Annotated in this window: 13 protein-coding genes and 1 pseudogene; 8 read left to right on the forward strand and 6 right to left on the reverse strand. The window is 71.6% G+C overall.

From position 1 onward, the window contains the following. Positions 1–230 (reverse strand): annotated as a pseudogene (locus ACVNF4_RS23160) (hypothetical protein); the annotation flags it as partial. A gap of 350 nt (positions 231–580) precedes the next feature. Between ACVNF4_RS23160 and ACVNF4_RS23165 the strand changes: the two are divergent. The 3 genes from ACVNF4_RS23165 (at position 581) to ACVNF4_RS23175 (ending at position 2,641) form a co-directional block, all read left to right on the forward strand. Then, complete coding sequence (locus ACVNF4_RS23165; RefSeq protein WP_461804790.1) at positions 581–754, forward strand: hypothetical protein; 174 nt, start codon at positions 581–583, stop codon at positions 752–754. Between the two features lie 79 nt (positions 755–833). Beyond that, entirely contained in the window at positions 834–1,412 is a 579-nt protein-coding gene (locus ACVNF4_RS23170; RefSeq protein WP_461804791.1) for a TetR/AcrR family transcriptional regulator, read from the forward strand. A 2-nt stretch (positions 1,413–1,414) separates the two neighbouring features. Beyond that, positions 1,415–2,641, forward strand: coding sequence for an SGNH/GDSL hydrolase family protein (locus ACVNF4_RS23175; RefSeq protein ID WP_461804792.1), 1,227 nt, complete (start codon positions 1,415–1,417; stop codon positions 2,639–2,641). Positions 2,642–2,722: 81 nt separating this feature from the next. On the opposite strand, the gene ACVNF4_RS23180 is transcribed toward ACVNF4_RS23175, so the two are convergent. After that, positions 2,723–4,066 (reverse strand): amidase, encoded by a 1,344-nt coding sequence (locus tag ACVNF4_RS23180; RefSeq protein WP_461804793.1) that lies wholly within the window; start codon positions 4,064–4,066, stop codon positions 2,723–2,725. Positions 4,067–4,252: 186 nt separating this feature from the next. Here ACVNF4_RS23180 and ACVNF4_RS23185 point away from each other — a divergent pair, with 186 nt between their 5' ends. Continuing rightward, the gene (locus tag ACVNF4_RS23185; RefSeq protein WP_461804794.1) at positions 4,253–6,088 is read left to right on the forward strand and encodes a family 20 glycosylhydrolase; all 1,836 of its coding nucleotides are present in this window, start codon (positions 4,253–4,255) and stop codon (positions 6,086–6,088) included. A 22-nt stretch (positions 6,089–6,110) separates the two neighbouring features. Here ACVNF4_RS23185 and ACVNF4_RS23190 read toward each other — a convergent pair whose 3' ends face one another. Beyond that, complete coding sequence (locus ACVNF4_RS23190) at positions 6,111–6,347, reverse strand: VOC family protein (protein ID WP_461804795.1); 237 nt, start codon at positions 6,345–6,347, stop codon at positions 6,111–6,113. Positions 6,348–6,477: 130 nt separating this feature from the next. Between ACVNF4_RS23190 and ACVNF4_RS23195 the strand changes: the two genes are divergently transcribed. Further along, complete coding sequence (locus ACVNF4_RS23195) at positions 6,478–7,674, forward strand: M20 metallopeptidase family protein (protein ID WP_461804796.1); 1,197 nt, start codon at positions 6,478–6,480, stop codon at positions 7,672–7,674. Between the two features lie 248 nt (positions 7,675–7,922). Beyond that, positions 7,923–8,234 carry a protease inhibitor I42 family protein gene (locus ACVNF4_RS23200; protein ID WP_461804797.1) on the forward strand — a complete coding sequence of 104 codons (312 nt, stop codon included), beginning with the start codon at positions 7,923–7,925 and terminating at the stop codon, positions 8,232–8,234. A 114-nt stretch (positions 8,235–8,348) separates the two neighbouring features. Here ACVNF4_RS23200 and ACVNF4_RS23205 read toward each other — a convergent pair whose 3' ends face one another. The 3 genes from ACVNF4_RS23205 to ACVNF4_RS23215 form a co-directional block, all read right to left on the reverse strand. Further along, a complete protein-coding gene (locus ACVNF4_RS23205; protein ID WP_461804798.1) occupies positions 8,349–8,858 on the reverse strand; it encodes a hypothetical protein in 510 nt (169 codons plus the stop codon). A 32-nt stretch (positions 8,859–8,890) separates the two neighbouring features. Beyond that, the gene (locus ACVNF4_RS23210) at positions 8,891–9,997 is read right to left on the reverse strand and encodes a C1 family peptidase (protein ID WP_461804799.1); all 1,107 of its coding nucleotides are present in this window, start codon (positions 9,995–9,997) and stop codon (positions 8,891–8,893) included. A 423-nt stretch (positions 9,998–10,420) separates the two neighbouring features. Beyond that, positions 10,421–11,128 (reverse strand): FadR/GntR family transcriptional regulator, encoded by a 708-nt coding sequence (locus ACVNF4_RS23215; RefSeq protein ID WP_461804800.1) that lies wholly within the window; start codon positions 11,126–11,128, stop codon positions 10,421–10,423. A gap of 184 nt (positions 11,129–11,312) precedes the next feature. Here ACVNF4_RS23215 and ACVNF4_RS23220 point away from each other — a divergent pair, with 184 nt between their 5' ends. Both ACVNF4_RS23220 and ACVNF4_RS23225 read left to right on the forward strand, forming a co-directional pair. After that, on the forward strand, positions 11,313–12,638 hold the full coding sequence (locus ACVNF4_RS23220; protein WP_461804801.1) for an L-fuconate dehydratase: 1,326 nt from the start codon (positions 11,313–11,315) through the stop codon (positions 12,636–12,638). Further along, positions 12,635–13,256 (forward strand): SDR family NAD(P)-dependent oxidoreductase (locus ACVNF4_RS23225; protein WP_461804802.1); only part of this gene is annotated, 622 nt, incomplete at its 3' end. The genes ACVNF4_RS23220 and ACVNF4_RS23225, both read left to right, overlap by 4 nt.

Consider the following 13,256-nt stretch of genomic DNA (forward strand, 5'->3'; position numbering starts at 1 on the left):
GGGCGGACGGCGTCGGCGGCGCGGCCCGCCGGGTCCGTGGAGCACAGGAGGTGGCCGACCGGGCGGACCAGGCCCGTGAGCTGAAGCTCCTTGTCGGCGGGGCGGCTGCGACGCAGCAGCGCGGCGGTCCGCAGGGCGTGGTCGTGCAGATCGGCCTTGCCGGCCGCCTCCCGGACGCCCTTGCAGGCGTACAGCAGGTCCATCAGCTCCTCGACGCTGCGCAGCTCCATCCGTCGGTCCTCCCGCGAGACAGCCGGTGCGCGAGCCAGCAGACCATGGCGACCTTGCGCCCGAGCCAACGGCGTCTGAACTGCGCGGCGACCCGGACCGGGGTCAACGGACAAGGCGTGACATCTGCGTGACGCGTCATCGTTGTGCCAAATTAACAGCGCTATCGAGCAGGGGGCCGCTCATTTGGTTAATCTAGGGCTCGGCGGACAGCGGGACCCACGCGTTGTCGGCTCGGCGGCGCCACCGCGTCCGAACTGGCCCTCAAGCAGAACCCAAGGGTGCGTCAGGCCCCGGCCCGTAGAGTGACCGGCCCGCCCCGAGGGTGACCCGAACACATAAGGAGTGCGCGGTGACACCGGAGAAGACGAACCGCGAGCAGCATCCGAAGGAACGCGCGGAGCGCTCGGGCCGACGGCCCGGAGACCTCGGCAGCCTCGACGTGTGGGCGCGCTCCGCGCCGATCCGTCTCGCGGGCTACGAGGAGGACCTCGCGGAACCCCACATCCTGCCCAGCGTGGACTGACCCCTACGATCTTCATGCGCTTGCCTAAAGCCTTTAGGCAAGCGCATAATCCCTTCAGGCAGACGGAAGGGATACGACGATGGCGCGCGCGGGGCTGACACCTGAACGCCTGATCCTCGCGGGCGCCGAACTCGCCGACGAGGCCGGCTTCGAGCACGTCACCCTCTCCGCGCTGGCCCGCCGCTTCGACGTCCGGGTCGCGAGCCTGTACGCCCACCTCAAGAACTCCCGGGACCTGAAGACCGGCATCGCGCTGCTCGCCCTGGAGGAACTCGCCGACCGCGCCGCCGACGCCCTCGCGGGCCGCTCCGGCAAGGACGCCCTCACGGCCTTCGCCGACGTCTACCGCGACTACGCCCGCGCCCACCCCGGCCGCTACGACGCCGCCCGCTTCCGCCTCGACCCCGAGGCGGCCGCCGCGAGCGCAGGCGCCCGGCACTCCCGCATGACGCGGGCCATCCTGCGCGGCTACGACCTCACCGAGCCCGACGAGACCCACGCGGTCCGCCTCATCGGCAGCGTCTTCCACGGCTACGTCAGCCTGGAGGCGGCCGGCGGATTCGCGCACAGCGAGCCGGACGCCCGCGAGAGCTGGGTCCGCATCCTCGACGGCCTCGACGCGCTCCTGAGCAACTGGCCGCCCGCCAGGGAAGGTTGACCATGCCGCCGTACACCACCCCCGTCACCGCCGACCTGATCCGCGGCGCCCTCGACCTCGAACCCACCCCGGACGGCGGCCTCGTCCCCCACCGCCTCCCCCCGCGCGCCCGCGCCCGGAACACCGACCCGCAGCTCGCCGCCGTCGAGGCCCAGCCCTCCGGCGTCCGCCTCGCCTTCCGCACCCGCGCCACCGACATCGAGGTGGAGGTCCTGCCCACCACCCGCGTCTACCCCGGCCTCCCGCCCCGGCCCCCGGCGTACTACGACCTCCTCGTGGACGGCGAACCGGCCGCCCGGGCCGCCGCGACCGGCGGCGACACCCTCACCGTCGACATGACCACCGGCGTCAGCGAACTGACCCCCGGCCCACCCGGAACCGTCCGCTTCACCGGCCTCGCGGGCCGGCTCAAGGACGTCGAGATCTGGCTCCCCTACGCCCAGCGCACCGAACTCCGCACCCTCCGCACGGACGCCCCGATCGAACCCGCCGCCCCTTCTCCTCACCCCCGCTGGCTCCACCACGGCAGCTCCATCAGCCACGGCACCGACGCCGCGAGCCCCACCGCCGTCTGGCCCGCCGTCGCCGCCCGCCTCGCCGGCCTCGACCTCCTCAACCTCGGCTTCGGCGGCGCCGCCATGCTCGACCCCTTCACCGCCCGCGCCATCCGCGACACCCCGGCCGACCTCATCACCCTCAAGGTCGGCATCAACATCGTCAACGCCGACGCGATGCGCATGCGCGCCTTCGGCCCCGCCGTCCACGGCTTCCTCGACACGATCCGCGACGGCCACCCCGACACCCCGATCGTGCTGATCTCCCCGATCCACTGCCCCATCCACGAGACGACCCCGGGACCCGCGACCCTGGACCTGGAGGCGTTCGCCGAGGGCAGGTTGCGGTTCGCGGCGACGGGGGATCCGGAGGAGGTGGGGAGGGGTCGGCTGACGCTGGTGACGATTCGGGAGGCGTTGGAGCGGATCGTGGGTGAACGAGCGCGGGAGGACTCGCAGTTGGCCTATCTGGACGGCCGCGAGCTGTACGGCCCGCACGACACGGACCTACCGCTCCCGGACGCCCTGCACCCGGACACGGAGACGCACGGGAGGATGGGGGAGAGGTTCGCGGAGCGGGTGTTGAGGAAGAAGGGGTGGGCGTCGGTTCAGTCGGGCGTGGCCGGCCGCGATGGCGCGGTCGCTGTGTACGGCGCTCAGCCGAGTCTTTTTTAGGGGCGCGGGGCTGTATCGATGTGCGGCTCCGCCGCGTGGGCGCGACCAGCCACAACGAGCCCGCACCCGCCATCCGACACCTCACTCAATAGGCGCGGTCCGAGGCCACGGCCTCAACTCCTCCAACTGCTCAGCCACCCGCAGCAACACCCCTTCACTCCCCGGCCTCCCGACCAGTTGAACCGCGGTCGAACCCCCGGAGGGATCCGTACCGAACGGCACCGACATGGCCGGCCACCCCACCAGATTCCAAGCCGGCGTGAACGGCGAGTAGTTGGTGTTGACGAGCAGATTCCGCACCCACCCCCGCTGATCCCACGCCACCGACTTCGGCCCCCGCCGAGCCAGCGCCGGAGTCATCAGCACATCGCACTCGGTGAAGAACTGCTCGAACCGCCCCCGCAACGCCGCCCGCGCGGTCCCCTTGCGCACGGTGCCGAGAAACCGCCGCCCCACCGCCGCATGCACCCGGGTCCGGCGCGTGAGGAGCCGGGGGTCGAGGGGCTGCGCGTCGACGGCGGTCCCCGCCGTCCAGTGTGCGAGCGAGGTCACCCCGAGCGACAGGGGATACGGCGGATCCGCGCGGCGCACGCGATGCCCGGCCCCGGTCAGTACCCTCGCCGCCTCCCGCGCCGCGACGACGAACGGCTCGCTGACCGTCGTCCCGGCGAGGGGGCTGCGCACGGACACGGCGATCCTCAGGAACCCGGGGGAGGCGGGCCGTTCGACCTCGGAGCCGGCGAGGAGGGACAGCATGAGCCGCGCGTCGCCGACGGTCGTCGCGAGGGGCCCGTTCTCGGAGAGCCCGAACCAGTCGCCGTCCCCTATCCCGGCCGGCACGAGCCCGTGACCCGGCTTGACGGTGACGAGCCCGCAGTTGGCGGCGGGAATCCGCAGGGACCCCATCCCGTCGTTGCCGAGGGCGATCGGCACCATCCCCGCGGCGACGGCGGCGGCACTCCCCCCGGAGGACCCGCCGGCCGTCCGGGACAGGTCCCACGGATTGCGGGCGGTGCCGTGCACCCCCTCGGTCGTCCCGAAGACGCACAGCTCCGGCACGTTCGTCAGCCCCACGACGACGGCCCCGGCGGCCCGCAGCCGGGCGACGGTGACATGGTCGGCCCCGGACGGCGTGTCCGGCGTCGCGGCCGACCCCACCCGCATCGACTCCCCGCACACCGCGAGGTTGTCCTTGACGGCCAACGGCACCCCGGCGAGGGGCAGTTGATCCAGATCCCCGCGCGCCGCCAGCTCGTGCGCCTCGGCCAGGGCCGCCTCCTTGCGCACGACCCGGAACGCCCCGACCCGCCCGTCGAGCTGCTCGATCCGCGCCAGATGTTCGGCCACCACCTCGCGCGGAGTGGCCCGCTTCTCCCGTACGGCGGCGGCGATCTCTGCGGCGGTCCGGCCGACCCAACTGGTCACGGGCGCTCCTTCGGTGCGTGGTGTGGGGAGAACTCTGCCCCGGCCGGCGCGGCACGTCGAGAGATCTCCTCGGACGAGTCACCCGTCCGTCCGATCACTCGGCCAACTCCCTTGTCCCGCAGCCCCATTGACAACGTTCTCGGCCGGCCCGATCATTCGACGCATCCGATGACCTGGGGGCCTTGCATGCGGGCTTGCCGTCAGATCCTGGGTGCCGCGACGGCGGCCCTCCTCCTCTTCGCGACGCCCCTCCCGGCCGCCGCGTCACCTGCCGCCACAGCGCCCGTCACGGTACCGGCACTCACCAACTGGACGCCGGAGGACGGCGGTTACACCTACGGCACCGGCACCCGCCTGATCGCCGGCACCCCGGCCGAACGCGAAGTCGCCGCCGTCCTCGCCGACGACCTGCGCGACGCCGGACACGGCACCGTCCCGGTCGTGGACGGCTCCCCGCGCGCCGGTGACGTCGTCATCGACATCGACCCCGCCCGCACCGCCCTCGGCGCCGAGGGCTACGAACTGCGCTCCGGCGACACCCTCGCGGTGACCGGTGCCACCGAGACCGGCGCCTTCCACGGCACCCGCACGATCCTCCAACTCCTCGCGCAGGGCGACCGGTTGCCGGGCGGGCGGACCGTCGACACACCCCGCTACCCGGAGCGCGGGGTCGGCGTCTGCGCCTGCTACATCCACATCTCGCTGCCCTGGCTGGAGAACCTCGTCCGCGAGATGAGCTACCACAAGCTCAACCAACTCCTCCTCGAACTCAAGGTGAAGAGCGACGCCCACCCCGAGGCGAACACCTGGGGCTACTACTCGAAGGACGAGATCCGGCGCCTCGTCGCCCTCGGCGAGCGCTACCACGTCGAGATCATTCCGGAGATCAACTCCCCGGGCCACATGGACCCTTGGATCGAGAACCGCCCCGACCTCCAGCTCACCGACTCCGGCGGCGTCAAGCAGCCCTCCCGCCTCGACGTCACCCGGCAGGACGCCTTCACGTACTACACGAGCCTCGTCGACGAGTACGCCGAGGTCTTCCCCGCCCGCTCCTGGCACATGGGCGCCGACGAGTACATGCTCGGCTCCGACTTCGCGAAGTACCCGCAGATCCTGGCCTACGCCCGGCAGAAGTACGGCCCCCGGGCCACACCGCAGGACGCCTTCGTCGACTTCGTGAACCGCGTGCAGGCGTACGTGGCCGGCAAGGGCAGGAAGCTGCGCATCTGGAACGACGGCCTCACCGGCGCGGCCACCGTCCCGGTCGCGGCCGGCACGACCGTCGAGCACTGGCTGGACGTCGCGGTGAAACCCAGCCGACTCCTGGCCCAGGGCCACCCGTTGATGAACGCCGCCTACGCCCTCTACCTGGTCCGGGGCGGCTTCCACTCCGACACCGCCGGGCTGTACGCCCAGAGCTGGGACCCGCGCAGCTTCGAGGGGGAGAAGGTTGCCTCAGGCAGTGGAATAGTGGGGGCGAAGATCAGCCTGTGGCCGGACAACGGACGCGGGGAGACGGAGAATGAGGTCGCCGAGGGCCTGTGGCCCGCGCTGCGTCATATATCACAGGCCACCTGGGGCGACCCGCACCCCGACGCGACGTACGCCGGGTTCACGGCCCGGGGCACGGCGGTCGGACACGCTCCGGGACGGCGGGACCTCACCCGGGCGCCGGTCCCCGACGGCCGCTACACGCTGGGCGCGGCGGGACGGTCGTACGGCACGTACGACATATCACGCACCACCGACGGCTACCTCACGCTCCGCGCCCCCGACGGCTGCCTCGACGTACGCGGCGGAAAGCTCACCCTCAACACCCCCCTCCAGCCCGGAGTCGCCCTGACCCGCGCCGCCTGCGACCCGGCCGACACCGTCCAGCGCTGGGAACTCCAGCCCGTCCCCGGCGGCTTCCTCCTCCTCAACGCGATCACCCGCATGCCGATCAGCACCACCTCCGACGGACGGCTCGCCCAGTACCCACCGGACCAGCAGCCGCCCACCGTGTGGCAGTTGAGCTGAGCGGCTCATCCGCCGGGGAACGTCATGCTCCGTGATCGGGGTCGAGCACCACCATGAACCTGTTGCCTTCCGGGTCCGTCATCAGGGCGTGCAGGCGATCGTGGGGCTCCACGAGAGAGGCGCCCCTGGCGATCAGCGTCCGAACCTGTTCGGCGATCGTCCCGACGAGGACGGTGACGACCGGCAGCACAGCCGGAGTTGTCGCCTCACCGACGCTGTACCCGCCCTGACCCGGCATGCCGCCCCAGAACCTGATCATTTTCTCCGGGTCCACTGCTTCGAAATGAACGTGCATACCGCTGTCTCGCTTTCATCGGCGCGACCGGACGTCCCCCAGCCTCTCAGGAGCAGCGGGCCACGGCCGTCGAGGCTTCGGTAGCCTCTCACGCATGGCCTCTGAGCTGGACCAGCCGGCGATCGATGAGAGCGCGGCCCGGATCGACGGTGAGCTGGTCGCGCTGCGTCGCGCACTTCACCGATATCCCGAACTGGCCGGCGACGAGCGGCGGACCTCGGCTCTCGTCGCCGGGCGGCTGCGCGCCGCGGGTCTGGCTGTGACGACCGGTGTGGGCGGCCACGGTGTGGTGGCCGTGCTCGACGGTGGTGCGGGCCCGGGGCCGACCGTCGCCTACCGGGCCGACATGGACGCCGTCGACGACGACGAACGGCCCGGGAGTGACTTCGCGTCGCAGGTCCCGGGCGCGGCCCATCTGTGCGGCCACGATGTGCACACGGCCATCGGGGTGGGGATCGCCGAGGTGCTCGCACGGCTGCGGGAGCGGCTGACCGGCCGGCTGGTGTTCCTGTTCCAGCCCGCCGAGGAGACCCTCACCGGGGCCCGCGCCATGCTGGAGGACGGCGTTCTGGAACGGACCGCGCCGCAGGAGATCTACGCACTGCACTGCGGCCCGCTGCCGGTCGGCACGTTCGCGGTCATGCCGGGCACGGGACAGCCGGGCCAGGACCGGCTCCGGATCGAGCTGTCGGGAGCCTCGGCCGACGACGACGGGAAGCGGCTGGCCGCCCTGATCGACGAGTTCTCCACGATCCGCCGTCCCCGGTCACCCGGAGAGTTCCGGCAACTGCTCGAAGACCTGAAGACGCCGGACGCTCCGTTGGCGCGCTTCGTCTTCGTGGAGTCCCAGCTGACCCAGACCGACGAGGGCGCACAGGTGCGGGCCTGGCTGCGCGCCTGGCCCGACAGCCGGTACGCCGAGATCAGGGACACGTTGCGCAGCGCGGTGGAGTCGCTGCCGGACGCCCGGATCACCTTCAAGGGGGAACCCTTCCCCGCCATGGTCTGCTCTCCCGAGCACAGCACGGCGGCAGCCGCACATCTGCGTGGTGTGCTCGGCGCCCACGCGGTCACCGTGCAACACGCGGCGTTTCCCTTCAACGGCGAGGACTTCGCGCTGTTCCTGCGACGCGTGCCGGGAGCGATGTTCATCCTCGGCGTCGCCGACCCAGACGCCGGCCACCACGGCATACCGCACAGCCCGGACTTCTCCGCGGACGAACAGGCCATCGGGGTCGGCGTGCGGTCGATGGCCGGGTTCCTGGCGAGCCGGATCAGTGCCCTTTCGTGAACCGCGGTACCTCCAGGGTGTCTACGCCGATGGCGGTCCCCGGGCTCCGTACACCATCCCGCCCCGCACGGTCGGCGGCGCCCGCGCACCGGGACACTTCTGGACGCTCGGTGCCACCGGCTACGGCGCACACATGCTGAACACCCGGTACGAAACGCTCACCGCGTACGGCCCTGCCGACGGGGTCTGGCTCGGCGAGGTGTCACGCGGTACACCGGAGACAGGTACGGCACGGCCGAGGAGGTCTGGTGGGTGAGGTACGTGTCTCGGTGCGGGACACCCGGGTGAGCGTGCGGGCCGGCGACGACCTCGTCGTCGAACTCCCCGAGAACGCGACGACCGGCTTCCGCTGGGAGGTGACCGGCCTCGACGGCCTAGAGGTCACCGGGGACGACCACACCCCGGCCCCGACCGTCATGGCCGGGGCCGGGGGGACCCGCGTTCTGCGGCTACGGGCCGGGAAGGCGGGGGAGGGGCGGCTGGAGCTGGTGTACCGGCAGCCCTGGGGGGCGGAGGGGGAGGAGGCGGGGGCGTACTTCTTGAGGGTCACTGTGGTGTGAGGTGTCACATGTGATGCGTGATGTACCACTCTCGCGCCGCGCGGTGCGTGACATGTGATGTACCACCCGCCACCCACCACCCACCACCCGGCTCCGGAACCCCGCCCCCATCCGCTACCAGAGGTAGATTTCGTGCACCAGCCCGTCCGCCTCTTCACGGAACGAGATCGGGCGGTTGGTCTGGCGGGCCTGGGACGCCAGGGTGGTGAGGGCGGTGAAGGACCAGTCCGTGGCGTTGTAGATCTTCTTCCAGCCGCCGCCCTTGACGCGGAAGAACGCGTTGCGGGTCTGGTTGATGCACCACAGCCCGTCGACCATGACGTTCTGGGTCCACGTCCCGGTGATCCCGCCCGTGGCCTGCGCGGACCCGAACGCCCGCAGGTCACCCTGGAGTTCGGGGGTGAGCGTCGGCCGTGCCTCACCCGCCGGGGTCAGCTCGAACCGCTGGACCATGGCGTCCCCGGCGGGTTTCCCGGCCCCGGCGAACGTGCCGCCCGCCTGCCCGACGTCGACACCGGGCGGCAGCAGGGCGGGCCGGCCGGCCTCGTCCTGGGCGGCGGAGGAGCGGACCTCCTGGGTGGTGGGCGCCTGCTTCGGCTGAGCGTCCTGTCGCTGTGGACTCATCGTCGTACCCTCCGTTTCCTGTCGCGCCCGGCTCACCAGGCGTAGATCTGCTGGACGGTGCCGCTGTCCTCGTAGAGGCCGACCTTCGTGCCGTTCGCCTTGGACGCGGCGAGTTCCGCGAGCATCGCCGTGTCGGTCGCGCCGACCGAGCCGTTCAGGCTGAGCCAGCCGCGCAGTTCGCCGTAGGCCCAGACGTTCGCGTCGGCCTCGTTGCTCCACAGCGCGAGGATGCGCTGGTCGGGCAGCCAGTCGCGGATGACGGTGCCGAGGTAGCCGAGGTTGTGCCAGCTCTCGATGGAGCACTCGCCGTACCCGATGCGGAAGAAGCCCTGCTCGCCCCAGCCGGGACCCCAGCTGTTCTTCGCGATCCAGCACTGCTGCGCGTCGTCGTAGCCGACGAGGCTGACGCAGTGGCCGCCGGCCAGGCCGCCTGTCTTGTGCCGGTAGACCCCGCCCGCGTACGAGAAGAAGTCCTGGTAGACGTAGAAGCAGGCGGCGACGGAGCCGTAGGAGGAGATCAGCTCCTTCATCGTCGCCGGGCTGTTCGCGGCCTGCCAGGAGCGGGCCTTCACCAGCCGGTTGGGCCAGTCCGCGTTGAGCTTCGAGCAGTCCTGGTCGCCCGCCGTGTACGGGAAGTACGCCTCGATGGTGACGCCGGAGTCGCGCACCTTGTCGGCGAGGGGCTCCGGCAGCCAGCCGGACGCGCAGGTGGCGCCCGCCGCGCGGCCGTAACAGTAGTAGGCCTGCGCCTCGGAGAGGTCCACGGCGAGGTTCGGGGTGCGGTTGGTGTACCGGGTGACGTGCTCCAGCGTCGCGACGGACCCGAAGGCGACGCAGGAACCGCACGAACCCTGGTTCTTGACCGGTGTCGTGTAGTCGACGCCGCCGATGCTGCGCAGGTCGAAGGCGCTGGGGGCGCCGACGGAGTCGGCGGTCGCGGCGAGGGCGGCGGCACGGTCGCTCTGCCGTGCGGCCTCGTGCTCGGCGATCTCGTGCTCCTGGACGGGGACACCGAGGCGGAGCACGCGCTGTGCCTCGGTGAGGGAGGTCATGCTGGTGACGGCCATGCGCCACGGGTTGCCCGCGTCGTCGAGCACCGACCGGAGGTGGCCGAGGTCGAGCGGGTCGTTGACAGGCATGGTGGAGCCTCCTTGCTGCTGCGGGACCGGGACGGAACCGGGACAGCGCCGAAGGGCATGCGGAGCTGCCTCGGTGACGGTTCGTCAGGAAGTCGTGCCGGAAGGAGAGGCGGGCACGTGCGCCTCGGACAGCTCTGCGGCTCGCGGCCGACTCGGCGTCAGTGTCTGTGTGTTCTCACGATGGCTTGCACAGCCGAACCCCCGAGCGTGATGACAGCCCGAACTCCGCGCAACGCCCCCGGGGTTGCCGTCGGCTGCCGTGGTGCAGAGCTAAGCAGAGAACCGGGAAGGCGGGAATACGCCGGAATGCGGAGGCGGAAACGGGGTACCCGGGGAACCGGTGTTCCGGAGGGGCGACTCCCGCTTACCGCAACCGCTTTCGGAAACCGGCCTGCCAAATCCCCCTGCCGCCAGGTCGTTTCCTCAGGAACCCAACCCCGCCCGCAGCCACTCCTCCACCTCACCCACGTGCGCGGCGGCGGCGGCCCGTGCCGCCTCCGGGTCCCGGGCCTTCAACGCCCGGTGGATCGCGGCGTGTTCGCGCCGGGTCCGGGCGAAGGCGCCGTCCTCGGCGTAGCCGCGCCAGACCCGGGCGCGGAACGTGCGCGACGAGAGGCCCTCCAGGATCGCGGCCATCGTCCCGTTCCCGGCGGCGACGGCGATCGCACCGTGGAAGGCGAGGTCGTGCGCGAGGATCGCCTCGGGGTCGTCCGTGGCGTTCATCGCCGCCAAGTGGGCCTCCACCTCGGTGAGTTGGGCATCCGTGATGCGCGCCGCCGCCAGTGCCGTCGCCGTCGACTCCAGGATCCGTCGCACCTCCAGCAGCTCCACCAGTCGTGCCCCGCGCGACAGGTCGGCGACCACCCCGAACGTCTCCAGCAGGTCCCCGGCGTCGAGCGCGGTGACGTAGGTCCCGGAGCCGTGCCGCGCCTCCAGCACCCCGAGGACGGTCAGTGCCCGGATCGCCTCCCGCATCGAGCTGCGGGACATCCCGAGCTGCGCGGCGAGGTCCCGCTCGGTCGGCAGTCGCTGCCCCGGTCCGAGGACGCCGTCCGCGATCATCGCCTTGATCCGCTCGATGGCGCGCTGCGTCACCGTGCCCCGCTGCGGGGCCGTCCCCGTCTCGTCCACCGTGGTTCCTCCCGAAGCCGTCCCGGGAGTCTAGCGAGCGAAGTGGTCGGACCAATCCGGCAAAAAAATCGGACCGAACCGCTTCTCGGGGTGTTCCATGTGCAAAGTGGTCTGATAAATATGCGAGAGCCGCTGCCCGGCGTGCCCTCGTCCCGATACCGCCCGCCCGCCCGAAAGGGGACCCGTGAGCCCACGCGTCACCGCCGTCGACACCCACGACGTCCGCTTCCCCACCTCCCGGGAGCTGGACGGCTCCGACGCGATGAACCCCGACCCGGACTACTCCGCCGCCTACGTCGTCCTGCGCACGGACGCGGCGGACGGGCACGAGGGCCACGGCTTCACGTTCACCATCGGCCGGGGCAACGAGATCCAGGTCGCCGCGCTCGACGCCCTGCGCGCACACGTCGTCGGACGGGACGTGGACGAGCTGTGCGCGGACCCGGGAAGCCTCAGCCGCGCCCTGATCGGCGACAGCCAACTCCGCTGGCTGGGACCGGAGAAGGGCGTGATGCACATGGCGATCGGCGCGGTCGTCAACGCCGTCTGGGACCTCGCCGCCAAACGCGCGGACAAACCCCTGTGGCGGCTCCTCGCCGACGCGGAGCCCGAGTGGCTCGTCTCCCAGGTCGACTTCCGCTACCTCACCGACGCCCTCACCCCCACCGAGGCCCTGCACCTCCTGCGGCGCGGCAAGGAGGGTGCCTACCGGCGCCGCGAGCAGCTCCTGGCGCGCGGCTACCCGGCGTACACGACGTCCCCCGGCTGGCTCGGGTACGACGACGAGAAGCTCTCCCGGCTCGCCGCCGAGGCCGTCGCGGACGGTTTCACACAGATCAAACTGAAGGTCGGCGCCGACCTCGACGACGACGTACGCCGCTGCCGGGTCGCCCGCGAGACGGTCGGCCCCGGGATCCGGATCGCCGTCGACGCCAACCAGCGCTGGGACGTCGAGGAGGCGATCCGCTGGACGAACGCGCTCGCCCCCTTCGACCCGTACTGGATCGAGGAGCCGACCAGCCCGGACGACGTCCTCGGCCACGCCGCCGTCAGGCGCGGAGTGGCCCCTGTGAAGGTCGCCACCGGCGAGCACGTCCAGAACCGCGTCGTCTTCAAGCAGCTCCTCCAGGCGGACGCCCTGGACGTCCTCCAGATCGACGCGGCACGCGTCGGCGGGGTCAACGAGAACCTTGCGATCCTGCTGCTCGCGGCCAAGTCCGGCGTCCCCGTCTGTCCGCACGCCGGCGGGGTCGGGCTGTGCGAACTCGTGCAGCACCTCTCGATGTTCGACTATGTGGCCCTGTCGGGGACGACCGAGGACCGGGTCATCGAGTATGTGGATCATTTGCACACCCACTTCCTCGATCCGGTGGTGATCAGAGAGGGTCACTACATGGCACCGAGCACACCGGGCTTCTCCGCCGCCATGCGGCCCGAGTCCCTGGCGCGTTTCCGGTACCCGGACGGTGCCTTCTGGATCGAGGACCTGAAGGAGGACAAGGCGGCATGAACGACTTCGAGGGGCTTTCGGCCCTGGTCACGGGCGGTGCCTCCGGGATCGGCCGGGCGACGGCCGACCTGCTGGCGGAGCGCGGCGCACGCGTCGCGGTGCTCGACCTCGACCCGTCCGGCGTCGACAAACCCCTGTTCGGCTACCGTGCCGACGTCGGCGACGACACCTCCGTACGCGCCGCCGTCGACGCCGCCGCCGCGGACCTCGGTGGCCTGGACATCGTGATCAACAACGCCGGGATCGGCGCTCAGGGCACGGTCGAGGACAACGACGACGCCGAGTGGCACCGCGTCTGGAACGTCAACGTCGTCGGCATGGTCCGCACGGCCCGTGCGGCGCTGCCGTACCTGCGCGCGTCGTCCCACGCGGCGATCGTCAACACCGGCTCGATCTGCGCGACGGCCGGCCTGCCCCAACGCGCCCTGTACGGCGCGACGAAGGGCGCCATCCTCTCCCTGACCCTCGCCATGGCCGCCGACCACATCCGTGACGGCATCCGCGTCAACTGCGTCAACCCCGGTACGGCGGACACCCCTTGGGTCGGCCGCCTCCTCGACGCCGCCCCCGACCCGGCCGCCGAACGCGCCGCCCTGGAGGCCCGCCAGCCCGCCGGCC

Source organism: Streptomyces sp. S6 (genome assembly GCF_054880855.1).